Raw genomic sequence first — 15,338 nt, 5'->3', positions numbered from 1 at the left:
CCTCCGGTCGGCGGGCCCACGGGTTGACGACGGGTCAGCCGGCCGAGTCAGGGGACCCGTCGAAGCGGGGACAGTTCGCGGGCGGGGTGGATGACGGGGCGGACGGCCTCGGTGAGTGCTGCGCCGTGCTCGACGGCCACCCTGGTGTAGGCCTTGCCGGGGTTGTCCTGGCCGCCGCGGGCCACGCGGATGTAGGCGGGGTGCACGGTCTCCATGGCGACGAGGTCGTCGAGCCGGCTGACCGACACCAGCTCCCGGGCGCGCGCGGCGTCCAGCGCACCGCGGCGCAGCAGCCGTCAACGGATACCGATGCTGTTCAATCCGTTCGACCGGTACCGCGTACGCACTTGAACGGGATTCCGGAAAGATGTGGAGCGGGAACACGAAAGGCCGTGCCTCACTGCCGGGAAGGGCAGTGGGGCACGCGTGAAAGGGTTTTGCGAGTGCCGGGAATTCAGACTCCGGTGGTGCCGTCGATTCCCTCGCGGAGGAAGTCGGCGTGTCCGTTGTGCCGGGCGTATTCGTGGATCATGTGGAGCAGCACCCAGCGGAGCGAGACATCGAGACCGCGGCGACGCTCGTGGACGACGAGCTCCAGGGAGCCGGCCTGCCTCTCGATGCGGCGGGCATGCTCGACCTCGGCCTGCCAGGCGGCGAATGCCGCAGGCACGCTCGCGTCGTCGGCCTCGTAGGCCGTCTGGAAGTTGAAGTCTTCGGACCACACCAGCGGAATGTCCTGCCCATCGACCACCCGGCGGAACCAGGACCGCTCCACTTCGGCCATGTGCCGGACCAGGCCCAGCAGGGTGAGGGTGGAGGGTGGCATGGAGCGTGTGCGGAGCTGGTCGTCGGACAGGCCGGCACACTTCAGTTCGAGGGTCTGCCGGTGGAATTCCAGGTGGGCGCGGAGCATCTCGCGCTCGTCGGCGACGGTGGGCGGAGAAGGCCGTTCGATAGTCACGGCCGGATCCTCTCATCCGGATGGCAGGACCGGTTCAGGCTGCTACCTCCAGCAGACCGATCCTGGCCAGTCCCTGCGCGGTACAGGTGGCCCGCTCGGCGGGGACCCCGGGAAACACGTTGGCGGCGGCGATCTGTTCGCCCATCGTGAGGTCCGCCAGGCTGACGGCCACCGGCTCGGGCACGGCGATCCGATGCCCGTTGACGGTGAGCCGGACCCGTCCGCGGTCGGGAGTGCCGAATTCGACGGTGGCGGCGGTGCGGCGCATCGGCGTGTCCGGTTCCAGGGCGTCGAGGCGGGCGGTGGTCCGGAAGGTGTTTCCCGCGGAGTTTCCGGGCATCCGGCGGCCGAGTTCGGCCAGGCGGTCCGGTTCCGGCCCGGGGCGAGGGCGGCCAGCCGCTGGGCGACGGCTCGCAGCGTCTCGGTGAACAGCGTCTCGGTGCCGACCGCACGGTCCGCACCGATGAACGGGAACTCGTGAACTCCGGGTCCCGGACCAGTTCCTCGAAGGTCTGCTTCAGCAGGTCCTTCCACATCCGGGGGCGGATCATGATGGAGAGGTGAACCGAGGCCTGCTCCTCGGCGGCGGCGGCATACGGGGTGTCGTAGGGCAGGTAGAGCACGTCGCCGGGTTCCAGCAGAACGTCGATGACCGGCTCGCCCAGCTGCTCGGCGGTGTACGAGGCCTCCTCACCGCGGCGTATCTCGGCCGGGTCACCTCCGTCGTCATGCTCAGCATGGTCGGTCTCGCCCCCCTCAGTTACCCGCTGGTCGGTGCCGCCATCGGAGTCTGGGGCGCCGCCCCGGTGTTCGTCGGCTGCGGAATCTTCGCCAGCCTGGGCGTGGCCATCGCCCTGGCCTCCAGCGCGGTGCGCCACGCCGAACTGCCCCGGCAGCGGCCAGGCGTGACCGCCTGAGCAACCCAATCTCAGCCCCGGTGACCCCAGCCCTGTTCGATTCCTGACCTGGTCAAACACTGCCCGGAAGCTTGCAAACAGGCACCCAGCGGACACGGCAGAACTCCTACTGTCCCTTGGCACGGCCCTCGGCGAGGGGGCACTGTCTGGTGACGGTGACCGGCATTCACCTGAACAGGTGGTTTGAACATGCCGTGATCCAGTGCGCGTGGTCCGCACCGCACACTCGACGAGCAGCCCCCGGCTAGGGTGGCCGTCGTTTTCAGCGGCACGTGAAGGGATTCGAATGATGCACGGGATCCGCCTCGCCCTCTCAGGGGTGCTGGCAACCGGCGCGGTGTTAGTGGCAGGGCCGTCCGCCGGGGCAGTGGACGGGCCCGCCCCGGCAGTGAAGATCGTGGCCTCCGCCTGGTCGCAGGACGGGTGGATCGCCAAGGCCACCTGTCCCAGCGGCTACGGCCTGGTCGGCGGTGGCCAGGACGCCAACCTCTACGCCAACGCGACCTTCAAGACGGTCGTCGACAGCGTCGAGGCCAACGGGCCCGACCCGAGCACCGTCAACACCTGGATGGTCCAGGCCAGCAGGGGCCAGGCCCGCGCCTTCGCCGTGTGTGCCCAGGGCGCGCCCGTGCCCACCGTCGTCGCCTCCGACTGGTCCCAGGCCGGATGGATCGCCAAGGCCACCTGCCCGGCGGGCCAGCGTCTGATCGGCGGCGGCCGGGACAGCCGGCTGGAGACACTGATCAACGGGGACGTCAACGACGACATCGAACTCAACGCCCCCGACGCGACCGTCTCCGACACCTGGTCCGCGCAGGCCAAGAAGGGCCAGGCACGCGCGATGGCCCTGTGTGCCGCCGGAGCCCCCGCGCTGACCATCGTCGCCTCCGACTGGTCCCAGGCCGGATGGATCGCCAAGGCCACCTGCCCCAGTGGCTACGGCCTGGTCGGCGGCGGCCAGGACGCCCGCATCGGAACCAACTTCACCGGCGCGCTCAGCGACGGCGTCGAGGCCAACGGGCCCGCCCCCGACAGCGCCAACACCTGGATGGTCCAGGCCAAGAGCGGCCAGACCCGCGCCTACGCCATGTGCGCCCAGGGCGCGCCCGTGCCCACCGTCGTCGCCTCCGACTGGTCCCAGAAGGGCCAGGTGGCCCGCGCCACTTGCCCCCAGGGCACACAGATCGCAGGCGGCGGACGGGACAGCCGTCTGGGCCTCGACGGCTTCGGCGCCATCGACGACGAGATCGAGCTGGACGCCCCCGACCCGCAGAACGCCAACTCCTGGACAACCCGCTCCCACATCGGCCAGAGCCGCGCCCTGGTCATGTGCAGGGCCTGACCAAGCCCACCCTCCGCCCCTCCGTGACACCACTCCGTAAACAGGAGCGGCGCCGCAGAGGGGCGTTCCGGTGTGGAGGCGTAGCCGGCCGAGGTACAGCCGCACACCGGACGGATGCGGATGCGGCTTCCTCCGTCGGCCACTCGCGGTTCGCCCAGAGCCGCCCCCCTGGGCGAACCGACCGAGCGACAGAGCAGAAGGCCACATGATCCGCCGGGCAGGAGTCGAGGAGCGCCATCGGCTCGCGGCCCTCGACATTGATCATCTGGTTCCGCGCTCGGGCCCTGGAACGGCGACCACGAGACCACGGGGCAGGGCCTGAACGAGGAGCGGCTGGCCGAGTCCGCCCGGCTGGAGGACGAACGGCAGGCCTCCCACACCGTATGGGCCCACGAGCACTGGTCCACACTCCCCGGCGAGGACCGCGCCGCCGTCCGCTCCCACGACGCCGATCCGCGCTCCCGCGGCACGGCTCGACAGGTCGCGGATGGCGTCGATCTCCCCAGCCCCATCCTCGCCGACCTGACCGGCATGCACCCGCCACACCGCGATCCGCTGGGTCGCCTACGCCCCATGCGACTGGGCCGAGTACCTCGCCGCCCGCGCCGAGGACAAGGCCGAGCAGGAGAGGAAGGTGCACTGACAGAACCACTGATCACTGGCAGGTGACCGATGCCAGAGGCCTCTCCCCATACGGATATTGATCATCGACGAGGCCCACCGTGGTGATCCGTTCCCACAGTGCTTCTCTCACCGCTGGAGTGACGAGACAGCTCCCGCCGACAGGAGTCGACCATGAATCAGGTCTCGCGGCAGCCGGTCCAGAACAACGGCTACGACCGCAGCGCTGCGTGCGCGGGCGGCATGCACTCCCACTGCCACAGCCAGTGTTCCTGCTCCTGCCACCGCTGATCCACAGACTGATCTCGGCCCCGCTGGCTGCTGCCGGCGGGACCTACTCGTCCTCGGCGACGGGGATGCTGTCCGGGGCCCCACGGGAAGGAGCGGGATGCCGCTTCTCGTCGAAGATCGCCGGCTCGACCTCGTACGGCACGGCCCCAAACGGCCGCGTCTGGAGGGCACGAACGTCGCGGTGCACCAAGTCAGTTCGGAGGTTGCTCCCAGCCGAAGCCGAGCAGGAACGAGCAAAGGCCATTGCCGACGATCGGATTGCCGCTGCTGTCCCACACAGTGGCCTGCGCATCAGGCTTCAGCAACCTGCACGTTGCGGAGCCCTTATCTGCGGGTTCGCCGTCACCGTGCCCCCAGGTAGTGCTGCCGTAGTCGGTCATTGGCGACATGAGGTCGGCGCAGGCCTGTTCGGCGCCGCTTCCAGCGACCTGGATGGAGAGGCTGTTGCCGTCGGACACGAGCCAGCACCCGGAGTTCTGCGTAGCGTTTCGGATGATGGCTGCGCCTCCGCCGATGAGCACGACCAGGCTGATGCCCGCGGCAACCCAGCCGATTGGTGGGATCTTCTTGCGCCAGGGCTGGGTGGGACCGGCAGGTGACTGGCCCGGGTAGTACGGGGGCGGTGGTGGTGTCTGCCCGGGTGTGGTCACAGCGGATCCCCTTGTGTGCTTCCTGCGGAGGCGGTCAACATAGCGCACCCGCCGGGCGGTTCACGAGGCTCTGGGACTGGGTCACCGCTGCCGTTCCGGAACCCGCGCCCGTGGCCGCCAGCGTGTTCGGGGATCCCGCCGGAGAGGAGGGAGTACTGCACGGTTGGAACGACCCCCGGGGGAAGCCCCGTTCTCGTATGAACCAGCAGCAGGACGAACGCTCCCGCATCCGTGAGGCCATCGACCGGCTCATGGCAGGCCAGGCCACGCGCTCCGACGGCAGCCTCACCGTCGTCGCCCTGGCCATCGAGGCAGACGTCCACCGGATGGCCCTGCAGAAGCGGCATGCTGACCTCAAGGAGACCTTCTACGCCAGGGCCCGCGCTGAGACACACCAGCCGCCCGAAGCCGAGAAGCGCCTGCGCAAGGACGTCGCGCGACTCAAGGCGAACCCGAAGGCAACCCGGGATTCCGAAGCCCGGGCATGGCACCGCGCCGAACAGATCGTCCTGGCCGCCGCCGTCCTGACACGGCAAGACCAGAACGCGCCTCGGAAGCTGCCGGAGAATGTCATCCCGATGCCCGGGACAGACCCCCGATAGAAACAACCCCCGTGACCGCTGCTCAGCTACAACTGCCGGCGTACACGAGCAAGTACTCAGGCGGGTACACGTTGCTTTCGCCGCCCCCGTCTACCATCCAGATCACTGAGGTGTTTCCCGGCCGCCATCACACCCCGCGCGTCAGGGCCAGGCTCCGGCGGCGGCGATCCGTTTGGGTGCAGGGCAAGTGGTGTGGTGTTCAGCGGGGCAGTGTGACCAGGCATGTCTCGTACGCAAGGATGACGAGTTGCACCCGGTCGCGGGCGTCGAGCTTGGCGAGCAGCCGTGTCACGTAGGTCTTGACGGTGGCTACGCTGATGACCAGTTCGGCGGCTATCTCGGTGTTGGACAGGCCGCGCCCGACGAGGGTGAGGATCTCGCGCTCCCGGTCGGTGATGCCGCCGATCCTCCGGGGCGCGGGAGCAAGGGTGGATCGGGTGGGCTCGGGCCGTCCGGCGAACTCGGCGATCAGCCGGCGGGTGACGCTCGGCGCGATGAGGGCGTCCCCGGCGGCGACTACCCGGATCGCGGCGAGGATGTCGTCCAGTGCCATGTCCTTGACCAGGAAGCCGGAGGCCCCGGCGCGCAGCGTGGCGTAGACGTGATCGTCGTCGTCGAAGGTGGTCAGCACGACCACGCGCGGTTCTCCCGGGCCCACGGTGACCAGGCGGGTGGCCTCGATCCCGTCCATGCCGGGCATGCGGATGTCCATCACCACCACGTCCGGGTGGAGTTCCTCGGCCAGCCGGACCGCCTCGGCACCGGTTCCGGCTTCCCCGACGACTTCGATGTCGGGCGTGCCGGAGATGACCATCTCCAGGGCGGCTCGCACCAGCGGTTGGTCATCGACCAGCATGACGCGGATGCTCATTGCGCTCCTCCTGCCATGGGTATCCGGACCGAGACTCGGAAGCCGCCGCTGGGCCGGGGGCCGGCGTGGAACTCTCCGTGCAGCAGGGTGACCCGCTCGCGCAGTCCGGTGAGGCCGTAGCCACTGCCCGGGGTCGTGCCGTGGCCGCGGCCCTGGTCGGTGATCTCGATGGCCACCTCTTCGTTCTTCCGGCAGTCGATGGACACCTGGCAGGAGGTGGCTTCGGCGTGACGCACCACGTTGGCGATCGACTCCTGGATGATGCGGAAGGTCGCCAGGTCGACGTCCGGCGGCAGCGGGCGCCGCTTGCCCTGCCACCGGACGTCGACCCGGACGCCCGCTGCGGTCGTTGCGGCGGCCAGCCGGTCGAGGTCGGCCAGGCCTGGCGGCCGGTGCAGCGGGGTGGTCTCGGTACCGCTGTCCTGATCGGTCTGGCGCAGCGCGCCGAGCATCCGCCGCAGGCCCGACAGGGTCTCCCGCCCGGCGGTCTCGATTTCGGCCAGCGCGTCGCGGGCCCGGTCCGGCCGGCTGTCGATGATCCGTCGCGCCGCACCGGCCTGCAGGGCGACGATGCCGATGCTGTGCGCCACTGTGTCGTGCATCTCCCGTGCGATCCGCAGCCGTTCGGCGGTGACCGCCTGTGCGGCCAGCTGGGCACTCATCACTTCGGTGTGCTCGCGGGACTGGCGTATCGACCGGCCTACCAGCCAGGCGATGACGGCCGCCAGGACGCCCTCGTCCGAGACGCCGATGTGCGGCAGGCTGGTGGTCAGCTGGAAATGTTCGACGACGAACACGGTCCCCGGCGCCGGAGCACCGTCGTACGTGGCGGTCGTCAACCCCACGGTGTTGTCGGGCACCATGCCCAGGTGCGTGATCAGCACGACCAGCACAAGGGCCAGGGCGGCACGCGAGGTCCGGTAGGGCTGGGCGGCCGTGACCAGACAGAGCGCGACGTCGACCGCCAGGAGCGCGGTCAGTGGCAGCTGAATGTTCGCGCGCGTCGCGTCCGTCACCGCGAGCGTGGCGACGATCAGCAGGGCGATCGACAGCAGTGGCCGACGGCGAAGCAGGGCGGCGGCGCCGAACACGACGAGGGACGCGGCGATGAGGAACGCCCAGTCCCGGTGCCCGGCGGTGCCACCCGCGTGGGAGATGGGGTGGTCCGGCTTCCCGCCCAGTACGACCGAGGGGTACGCGACCGACACGCACCAGGCCAGGGCCGTCCATGCGCCCGGTGGCACGGGCTTGAGCAGGGCCAGGGTCGGCGTCACGGACATGTGGTGATCGTAACCGGGTGCCCTCCCGCGGGCATCGGACCACGGTTGTACAACCAGGGTCGACGGGTGCCGCGACGGAGTGTCAGTTCTGGTCCGATGCCCGCCCGGCCCCGACCCGGGCACCGTTGAAGGCGTGATCGAAGTCCACGAGCTGACGAAGCGCTACGGCAAGAAGCCGGCGGTCAACAATCTGAGCTTCACCGTGACTCCCGGTTACGTCACCGGGTTCCTCGGCCCCAACGGGGCTGGCAAGAGCACCGCACTGCGGCTGATTCTCGGTCTGCACACCCCCACCAGCGGGTTCGTCACCATCGACGGCCGCTCGTTCCGCTCCCTCGGGATCCCTCTCGCCCCAGCACCCCCATTTTCCGGAAGGGCCTGTCACAGCGATGACTCTGGCAGAGACCGCGGGCCTTGTCGCCCTCGCCGGACGAGGGCCGCGAAGGCGACGACCACCAGCCGCTCGGGCGCCGTCCGTCCCGTTGAGCGGGTGCGAGACCGCAGTAGCGGGTCTGTGGAGAAAGGCGGCCGGGCCCGCCAGCTCTGCAGCCGCGCCCGGCGGTCACCGTGAACTGATCGAGGGACTCCTCAGGGAGACGAGGCCGTCGGATACGAATTCGGCGGCTTCGTTCCTGCTACGGCGTCAGCCCACCGGCACCGGGTTCGCCTCTGCTGGTCGGGCGGCATCGAGCAGGTTGGAGCCTGCTCGATGTCGCGTGTGCCACGGTCGGACTTCGCCGAGACGACTCCTGCCCATCGAACTACACTGCGACCCACCGGACTTCGTCGACACGGGACACGAGGAAGCGCTGCCGGGTAGCGCCGCGGGTTGAGTTCAGTCACCGGCCACGGCGCCGGCCCCGCCTCCCGACGCTGGTGGAACACCACCAGCCGCCGAACTGATCGCCCCGCAGCTGAAGAGCGAGAGGACCCGGCGACCCGGGAAGCGGCGGCCGCCATCCCGGGGCGGTAGCCGCCTGGCCCGGCTCAGCGAAGTTCGACCGCGTACTCCTGGTTCTGGGCCCGGCTCTAGGATCTGCGGCATGGCAACACGACTCGTGCAGATCAACATGAAGGCCCAGGACGACGCCGCGCTCGGCCGGTTCTGGGCGGAGGCGCTCGACTGGGGTGTCGACAGCGAGGGACCCGGCGTGACCAACCTCGAACCGGTCGGCTTCGCCTACCCCGACCCCGCGGCCGTCTGCATCGACCTCGTCGCCCGCCCGGAACCCAAGACGGTGAAGAACCGGGTGCACCTCGACCTGGCCACCACCTCGACGGCCCGTCAGGCGGAGCTGGTCGCGCGCCTGAAGGACCTCGGCGCGACAATCGCCGACGTGGGGCAGGGCGACGTCCCCTGGACGGTCATGGCCGACCCCAACACACAGAACTGGCAGTTCTGGAGTGTGAGCCGTGGCAGCAGCGTCGACCCTGGTCAGGAACCCCGAGGCAGTCCCCGGGCAAGCCCCGGTCCCCACATGGGACATGGATACCCGCAACCTGCTGGCCGGGACGGTGTTCGCCGAGACCCTACGGGGCGTCCGGTGCGTTCGCCTCTCGGTTCTGACCGACGAGACCACCAGCCCCGAGCGTCAGCGTGACGCATGCAACCACGTAGCCGGCGAACTGCGGGTCAGTTTCGGAGAGGGTGACACGCTCCGGGAAGCCGTCGACTTGGACGTGAGCGCGTCCAAGACTTCCCCGTGGGAGCGCCCCGAACTTCTCCGGTGGTTGAACAACCCGGATACCTACGACGCGCTTGTGTTCTGGCGCTTCGACCGCGCGATCCGGTCCATGGGCCACATGTACGCCCTCGCCAACTGGGCGCGCGAGCACCGCAAAGTCTTGATCTTCGCCGAGGGCCTCGGCGGCGGGCGGCAAGTCTTCGACTTCCGCAACGCCATGGACCCCATGTCCGAACTCCAACTGTTCATGCTGGCTTTCGCTGCACAGTTTGAGTCGCAGTCCATCTCAGACCGTGTGACCGGGGCGCAGGCCGCCATGCGCCGGATGCCGCTTCGCTGGCGTGGTGGCGGCAAGCCCCCGTACGGCTACATGCCCGCCCCGATGCCTGAGGAGTTCGGCTGCAAGGGCTGGACCCTGGTTCCCGACCCGGATGCCATCGCGGTCATCGAACGCATCATCCGGGAGTTGCTGGAAGGCGAGACCGCTTCCGCCGTCGCGGCAAGGCTCAACGCGGACGGCATCCTGAGCCCGCGCGACTACTGGGCGGAGAAGATGGGCCGCGAGCGGGGCGGCAAGACCGGGGGCGCCAAGGGCTCGCACGTCGTGCGGGAGTCGTTCCAGTGGACTCCGACGGTCATTACCCGGATGCTCCGAAGTGAGGTTCTGCTGGGCTGGAAACTGCACAAGGGCGTGCCCGTACGCGACGACCAGGGCAACCCGGTCATGTGCACCACGGAACCGATCCTCACCCGCGAGGAGTTCGACCAGGTCGGCGCCATCCTGGACGGACGCAGTGTCAACAACAGCGAACGGTCAGACACGGACTCCCTGCTGCTGCGGGTGATCCACTGCGACTCATGCGGCGGGCGCATGTACCTGAATGCGCAGGAAGGCAAGACGCCCACGTACAAGTGCAACTACCACGCCCGGGGCGATGCCTGCGAGGCGCCGTCGAACGTCCGGGGCGACTGGGCAGACGAACATGTGGAAGCCGAGTTCCTGCGCCTGGTCGGGGGTATCCAGACCCGAAAGACCGTCGTGATCCCCGGGTACGACCCCGAGCCGGAGTTGAAAGCGACCGTGGCCGAGTTCGCCGCGCACCTGAAGAACCAAGGCAAGCAGAAGTCCAAGCACGCCGCGCAGGAGTGGCAGAAGCTACATGACGCGCTGGACACCCGCATAGCCGAGCTGGAGTCCCGGGAGAAGACGGAGCCGCAGACGATCGTCACCCCGACGGGACGCACCTACGCCGACGAGTGGGCGACCGCGGACACCGCCAAGCGACGCACCATGCTGGTCGGCGCAGGTGTCCGGTTGAACGTCCGACGGGGCACCCGCGGCGGATGGCGCAAGCTCGACACACGACGCGTCGACTTCGCCATGTCCGGTGACCTCGACCCCGCAGCCGAGGAACTGTTGGCGGTTGCCCTCGGGGTAGAGTCCGAGGACCGCAACGAAGCACCGCCCGCACAGGGCTCCCGTCTACGGCTCGACGCCCCCGAGGCGGTGCCCGCAGCCGCGTAGCAGCCCCGTACAGCCCCGGCCGGTCCTGTGATCCGCCGGGGCTCTCTGCTGCCCGCAGACGGGCGCGTACGCCCTCGGGCTTGCCGGCTCCGGTCCGGCCGACAGCGGGCCGGGATGGTGGTGGGGTGGTGGTTCTTTCTATTTTTTAGAACACATAGAAAAAATACAGAGAAAGAAGAAACAGGACCGCTCTCGCCACCCCGCCACCGGGCAAGGGCTGGTCCCTACTGTTCCCAGGGAAAGCCCCGGCCGCGAACCCCCGAGGGGGTCCGGCAAGGACTGGTCCCTACTACAACCGGGAGCACACAAGCCGCGTTCACCGCCTGGCGGTCACCGGCAAGGGTTGGTCCCCACTACAACCGAGAGCGGGTTACCGCGCACCCATCCCACACGGGGGCGTACGGCGGACCGAGTGCCCGCTCTCGGAGCAGCGTTGCCCGTGCACCACGCACCCCGCGAGGGGTGGCCGCCGGAGTCGTGCGGCAACGCGAGGGGACCGAGCCGCCAGGACACCCGAGAGGGGTCACGGCTCGGTCCCCACCGTGTTCGGACCGGCTCCGATTCGGCGAGGACGACCACCAAGCCCACAACCCCCGCGGCAGGGGGTACGCGGACACGACCCCACAGGGCGCTGTTCGCGGAGGTCCCGAGTTCGAGCCTCGGGGTGGGCACCTTCGCCACATGACGCGATGTACAGAGATCGTGGTCTTCGACCTGATGCAACTGACCGCCGAGGGGGTGCCGTGCGCTGTATCGACTGCACCGACCCCCCGACGCACCGGGGACGCTGCGAGGCCCACCACGCGGCCTACGAAGCCCGTCCCTCGGTTCGTGCCCGCCGCCGGCTGCTCGCCCTGGTGGCACGGCGCCACAGCGGGGCGGAGCGGCTTCGACGGCGGGTTGATCGGACGGGCTCCGCGGTGTGCGGGCTGTGTGGCGGCGACTTCCCGGCCGGGCTGGTCGACGTCGACCACCGGACCCCGCTTGCCCTCGGGGGCGAGGACACGGACGACAACGTGTGGCCGTTGTGCCGTCCGTGCCACAAGGCGAAGACCCGCGAGGACTTCGGGGTGGGCAATCCGCCGTTTTGAGCGCGTGTTTGTGCTACGAGGCTCGCCCGTACGGCCTGAAATTTTCAGCCCCGGCAGGTTGCAGGCCATGCCGGGGCTGATATTCCAAGAAAGAGGGGCAGCTCGGCCCCTATCTCACCTGATTTCGAGATTTCCGCCAGTCGCCCGGTCTGTGCCCTTGCAGTCCACTCGGAAGTAGGTGATGTCGGTGTTTGATAGCCACTGCCATTCGCCGATGACCGTGTAGGAGTTGCCGGAGATGTCTTCACAGAAGACGGTGGGAAGCGCCCGGTGGGTGCTCGGCGTGGCCTTGCAGGTAGCTTCGAAGTTGCCAGCGCTGCCTGCCTGGTTCACGACGTAGGTTGTGCACTCGGCTTCAGTGACCCAGGCCCATGCGGTCGGCGCCGTGAACATCACGGCGGTCATGCCCAATGCGGCTGTCACGGAAGCAGTGACTACAGCTCTCAGCTTTTTCATGCCTCTTCCTTTCCTCAAGACTCGGCATGGATTTTTCCGTGCCGACTCGGTGGCGCAACCTGCGCACATGACTGCAAAGCGAATACCCATTTCGACAGCAAGGGCAATCGGTCTTGACGGTTATCACTCCAACTGGCGAGCGCTTAGGCCTCAAAGGGGGAGTAGAAGTTTGTGTGCAATCGTAGAAACGTGTAGCGCGGCGAGCCACAGACACAGCCAGTGCTGGGACTGGTCGACCAGGTACCGGCCCTGCGGGTCCTGTGCCCACTCGGGGATACGGCTGATGCGCATGAACGCGGTGACCGTCCAGCGCCGATTCCAAAACCCGTACGTGATCGCCGAGACGCCGACCCCGCCGAGGAGACCGCCATGCCGCGTAGACCCCGCCCCCCGTGCAGCGTCCCCGGGTGTCCCGAGCTGACTGCTCGTGGTGGTCGCTGTGCCGTTCACGAGCGCGAGGCCGAGGCCCTACGGGGAAGCGCTGCGGAACGTGGCTACGACACCCGGTGGCAGCGTGTCCGGCGGGCCTACCTCTACCGGCACCCGTGGTGCGTGCTGTGCGGAGCCGGCTCGACCGTGGCCGACCACTTCCCGCTGTCTCGGCGTGAGCTGGTGGCGCAGGGCGTGCCCGATCCGGACGCGCCGAACAGGCTTCGACCGCTGTGCACTCTCTGTCACAACCGGGAGACCGCCCAGCGTCAGCCGGGTGGTTGGGCCGCGGCGAATGCCAAGCCAATACGCCGCTGACCTGCGGCTTTACCAGGGGGGTACTCCCCTCCCCTCCCGCCACTGATCGGCAGGGAGGCGAAAAAATCGCATGGCTAATCCCCTTAGTTTTGTGGAGGTGACTTTCTGTGGCTGTCCCCGGACGCAAGCCGAAGCCGCACATTCAGGCGGTACGGGAAGGCACCTTCCGCCCCGACCGCAACAGCGAGGGGGCACGGTTCGCCCCCACTGACCCGGTCGAGCCCGATTGGGCCGAGCTGCTGCCTGGTGACGACGTGGCCGAGGTGCGCGAGCACGCCGCGGACGTCTGGGCGCGGGTGGTTCCGGCCTTGATGGTCTCCGCCGGGCTGGTCGACTCCCAACGCGAAGTCGCGGTGGACTACTGCATCACCTCTGCCCGGATCTGGCAGGGCGAGCGGGAGTTGAGCCGCACGGGGCTGGTGGTCGAGACCGAGCGAGGCAACGTGAAATCGCCGTGGGTGACCATCCTCGGCCAGTACCGGTCACATCTGCGGGCGCTGGTGGGTGAGTTGGGGCTGAGCCCTGCGTCCGCCACGCGGATTACCCCGCCGGATCTGGGGGGCGACGATGACGGGATCTTCGACTGACGCCCTGCCCGTCCCCTATGACGCGCTGCTCGAACTCGGCATGTCCGAGGAGGAGATAGCCGAGGCCCTGCGCTCCCGCCCGCTGGTACTCACCCGGCAGTCGGCCGATCAGCCCGGCGCCTACTTCTCAGTGCCAGCAGCCCGACGGGCTATCGCTGCCATCGAGACCATGAAGCACACGAAGGGCCGGTGGGGCGGGACTCAACTCCGCCTCGCCCCTTGGCAAAAGGTGTGGGTCGTGGCCCCCGTGTTCGGGTGGCTGTGGGACGACCCGGAGCTAGGCCGGCCGGTGCGGGTCACCCGAACCGTGTGGATCGAGGTACCGCGCAAGGCGGGCAAGTCGACGCTTTCCAGCGGTATCGGTCTGGTGCTGCTGCTCGCAGACCGCGAGATCGGCGCCGAGGTGTACGCGGCTGCTGGCAGCCTCCCGCAGGCCGAACGTGTCTTCGATGACGCCAAGCGCATGGCGCTGACCAGTCGGGCCGTACGGGGCCGCGTAGAGGTTCTGCGCGGGGTCATCCGGGTGCCGCGGACCGGTGGCGTGTTCCGCGCCCTGTCCAAGGTGGCCGAGACCGCCCACGGCTTGAACGTCAGCGGGGCCATCGTTGACGAAGTCCACGTGCACAAACGGCGCGACCTTATCGACGCCATCGAGACCGGCACGGGCGCCCGAGATCAGCCGTTGGTGGTCTTCATCACCACGGCCGACGAAGGCACCGAAGGCAGCATCTACGACGAGAAGCACACGTACACCCGTCGCTGCGCTGACGGCATCGTGTCCGACCCCGGTCACTACGGGGTGATCTGGGCGGCCGAGGAGGGAGACGACCCGTACGCCGAAGAGACTTGGCGGAAGGCGAACCCGGGCCTCGGTGTCAGCCCGAGCCTGGCCTACATGCGCCGCGAGGCGAACAAGGCCCGGAGCACGCCGAGTTACTTCCCTACGTTCTGCCGGCTGTCGCTCAACCGGCGTATGCGGTCGTCCTCGCGTTGGCTGCCGCTCCCTGTCTGGGACGCGAACGCCGGTTCCGTGGACGAGAAGCGGTTTCGCTTCCGGCGGGCGTGGGGCGGGGTCGACCTGTCGGCGGTCTCGGACCTGTCCGCGTGGGTCCTGGTAGTGGAGTCTCGGACGCCGGGTGTCGAGCTGGACGTGATCGCCCGGTTCTGGCTGCCCGAGGAACGGTTGGCGGATCTTGAGCAACAGCTGCAAGTCCCGCTCGGCCGTTGGGTGTCCGATGGGCTGCTGACGCTGACCGAGGGCGACGCGATCGACTACGGCGCCATTGAGAAACAGATCATCGCGGACTGTCGACGGCTGGACGTGCAGCGGATCAGCTATGACCGGATGTTCGCCGGTCAACTTGTCCAGCGTGTACAGGCGAAGACGCGCGGGGTCGACCTGGTGCCCGTCGCTCAGACCTACCTAGGAATGAGTCCCGGCAGCAAGGAACTTGAGAGGCTGCTGCGCGAGAACCGCGTACAGCACGGCGGGAACCCCGTTCTCCGCTGGAACGCGAGCGTGGTCGAGGTGTACCGGGACGGCAACGACAACATGCGCCCGGTCAAGCCCGACAGGGACAAGTCGAGCGCCCGTATCGACGGGATTGCCGCCCTGGTGATGGCCCTTGACGGCTACGTGCGTCGGCCGATCAAGCGGGCCCGCGCGGCAAGTGCGTAACGCGCCGTAGGCGCATCCATCGAGCCCCGTCCGG

At 68.7% G+C, this 15,338-nt stretch carries 13 protein-coding genes and 4 pseudogenes; 9 read left to right on the top strand and 8 right to left on the bottom strand.

Features of this window, described 5'->3' with window-relative positions:
• Window positions 1-47: 47 nt before the first annotated feature.
• The 4 genes and pseudogenes from ACFRMQ_RS09685 to ACFRMQ_RS09670 all read right to left on the bottom strand — a co-directional run.
• Complete coding sequence (locus ACFRMQ_RS09685; protein ID WP_380728761.1) at window positions 48-248, bottom strand: hypothetical protein; 201 nt, start codon at window positions 246-248, stop codon at window positions 48-50.
• 206 nt (window positions 249-454) lie between these two features.
• Window positions 455-961, bottom strand: a complete 507-nt coding sequence (locus ACFRMQ_RS09680; RefSeq protein ID WP_380728759.1) for a DinB family protein — start codon at window positions 959-961, stop codon at window positions 455-457.
• Between the two features lie 34 nt (window positions 962-995).
• Window positions 996-1,301 carry a hypothetical protein gene (locus ACFRMQ_RS09675; protein ID WP_380728757.1) on the bottom strand — a complete coding sequence of 102 codons (306 nt, stop codon included), beginning with the start codon at window positions 1,299-1,301 and terminating at the stop codon, window positions 996-998.
• Between the two features lie 244 nt (window positions 1,302-1,545).
• Window positions 1,546-1,599: pseudogene (locus tag ACFRMQ_RS09670) on the bottom strand (hypothetical protein); the annotation flags it as partial.
• 60 nt (window positions 1,600-1,659) lie between these two features.
• On the opposite strand from ACFRMQ_RS09670, the pseudogene ACFRMQ_RS09665 reads away from it, so the two are divergent.
• Window positions 1,660-1,878: pseudogene (locus ACFRMQ_RS09665) on the top strand (MFS transporter); the annotation flags it as partial.
• Between the two features lie 397 nt (window positions 1,879-2,275).
• Entirely contained in the window at window positions 2,276-3,220 is a 945-nt protein-coding gene (locus ACFRMQ_RS09660) for a hypothetical protein (protein ID WP_380728755.1), read from the top strand.
• 1,103 nt (window positions 3,221-4,323) lie between these two features.
• Here ACFRMQ_RS09660 and ACFRMQ_RS09655 read toward each other — a convergent pair.
• Window positions 4,324-4,782: a hypothetical protein gene (locus ACFRMQ_RS09655; protein ID WP_380728753.1), complete on the bottom strand. Its 459-nt coding sequence runs from the start codon at window positions 4,780-4,782 to the stop codon at window positions 4,324-4,326.
• A gap of 197 nt (window positions 4,783-4,979) precedes the next feature.
• Here ACFRMQ_RS09655 and ACFRMQ_RS09650 point away from each other — a divergent pair, with 197 nt between their 5' ends.
• A complete protein-coding gene (locus tag ACFRMQ_RS09650; RefSeq protein WP_380728751.1) occupies window positions 4,980-5,384 on the top strand; it encodes a hypothetical protein in 405 nt (134 codons plus the stop codon).
• A 199-nt stretch (window positions 5,385-5,583) separates the two neighbouring features.
• On the opposite strand, the gene ACFRMQ_RS09645 is transcribed toward ACFRMQ_RS09650, so the two are convergent.
• Both ACFRMQ_RS09645 and ACFRMQ_RS09640 read right to left on the bottom strand, forming a co-directional pair.
• Window positions 5,584-6,255 (bottom strand): response regulator, encoded by a 672-nt coding sequence (locus ACFRMQ_RS09645; RefSeq protein ID WP_380728748.1) that lies wholly within the window; start codon window positions 6,253-6,255, stop codon window positions 5,584-5,586.
• Window positions 6,252-7,535 (bottom strand): sensor histidine kinase, encoded by a 1,284-nt coding sequence (locus ACFRMQ_RS09640; RefSeq protein WP_380728745.1) that lies wholly within the window; start codon window positions 7,533-7,535, stop codon window positions 6,252-6,254. Before ACFRMQ_RS09640 ends, ACFRMQ_RS09645 begins: the two co-directional genes overlap by 4 nt.
• A 133-nt stretch (window positions 7,536-7,668) precedes the next feature.
• Here ACFRMQ_RS09640 and ACFRMQ_RS09635 point away from each other — a divergent pair.
• From ACFRMQ_RS09635 to ACFRMQ_RS09620, 4 genes and pseudogenes are all read left to right on the top strand, one after another.
• Window positions 7,669-7,876: pseudogene (locus tag ACFRMQ_RS09635) on the top strand (ATP-binding cassette domain-containing protein); the annotation flags it as partial.
• A 702-nt stretch (window positions 7,877-8,578) separates the two neighbouring features.
• Window positions 8,579-8,914, top strand: a pseudogene (locus tag ACFRMQ_RS09630) (VOC family protein); the annotation flags it as partial.
• Between the two features lie 106 nt (window positions 8,915-9,020).
• Entirely contained in the window at window positions 9,021-10,745 is a 1,725-nt protein-coding gene (locus tag ACFRMQ_RS09625) for a recombinase family protein (RefSeq protein ID WP_380728743.1), read from the top strand.
• A gap of 689 nt (window positions 10,746-11,434) precedes the next feature.
• Window positions 11,435-11,836, top strand: coding sequence for an HNH endonuclease (locus tag ACFRMQ_RS09620; protein WP_380728741.1), 402 nt, complete (start codon window positions 11,435-11,437; stop codon window positions 11,834-11,836).
• A 114-nt stretch (window positions 11,837-11,950) separates the two neighbouring features.
• Here the strand turns inward: ACFRMQ_RS09620 and ACFRMQ_RS09615 are convergent, their stop codons facing one another.
• Window positions 11,951-12,292 (bottom strand): hypothetical protein, encoded by a 342-nt coding sequence (locus ACFRMQ_RS09615; protein ID WP_380728739.1) that lies wholly within the window; start codon window positions 12,290-12,292, stop codon window positions 11,951-11,953.
• Between the two features lie 854 nt (window positions 12,293-13,146).
• Between ACFRMQ_RS09615 and ACFRMQ_RS09610 the strand changes: the two genes are divergently transcribed.
• Both ACFRMQ_RS09610 and ACFRMQ_RS09605 read left to right on the top strand, forming a co-directional pair.
• On the top strand, window positions 13,147-13,626 hold the full coding sequence (locus tag ACFRMQ_RS09610; RefSeq protein ID WP_380728737.1) for a P27 family phage terminase small subunit: 480 nt from the start codon (window positions 13,147-13,149) through the stop codon (window positions 13,624-13,626).
• Window positions 13,607-15,304 carry a terminase large subunit gene (locus ACFRMQ_RS09605; RefSeq protein ID WP_380728735.1) on the top strand — a complete coding sequence of 566 codons (1,698 nt, stop codon included), beginning with the start codon at window positions 13,607-13,609 and terminating at the stop codon, window positions 15,302-15,304. Before ACFRMQ_RS09610 ends, ACFRMQ_RS09605 begins: the two co-directional genes overlap by 20 nt.
• The last annotated feature ends 34 nt before the right edge of the window (window positions 15,305-15,338 follow it).

This window comes from Kitasatospora sp. NPDC056783 (genome assembly GCF_042789895.1).
Taxonomy (GTDB): domain Bacteria; phylum Actinomycetota; class Actinomycetes; order Streptomycetales; family Streptomycetaceae; genus Kitasatospora.
This window is presented reverse-complemented; position numbering and strand designations above follow the sequence as displayed.

Coding starts and splice junctions, on each gene's coding strand:
- ACFRMQ_RS09645 (WP_380728748.1), bottom strand. CDS start 6,255: ATGAGCATCCGCGTCATGCTGGTCGATGACCAACCGCTGGTGCGAGCC.
- ACFRMQ_RS09615 (WP_380728739.1), bottom strand. CDS start 12,292: ATGAAAAAGCTGAGAGCTGTAGTCACTGCTTCCGTGACAGCCGCATTG.
- ACFRMQ_RS09625 (WP_380728743.1), top strand. CDS start 9,021: ATGGATACCCGCAACCTGCTGGCCGGGACGGTGTTCGCCGAGACCCTA.
- ACFRMQ_RS09650 (WP_380728751.1), top strand. CDS start 4,980: ATGAACCAGCAGCAGGACGAACGCTCCCGCATCCGTGAGGCCATCGAC.
- ACFRMQ_RS09620 (WP_380728741.1), top strand. CDS start 11,435: ATGTACAGAGATCGTGGTCTTCGACCTGATGCAACTGACCGCCGAGGG.
- ACFRMQ_RS09675 (WP_380728757.1), bottom strand. CDS start 1,301: ATGCCCGGAAACTCCGCGGGAAACACCTTCCGGACCACCGCCCGCCTC.
- ACFRMQ_RS09605 (WP_380728735.1), top strand. CDS start 13,607: ATGACGGGATCTTCGACTGACGCCCTGCCCGTCCCCTATGACGCGCTG.
- ACFRMQ_RS09640 (WP_380728745.1), bottom strand. CDS start 7,535: ATGTCCGTGACGCCGACCCTGGCCCTGCTCAAGCCCGTGCCACCGGGC.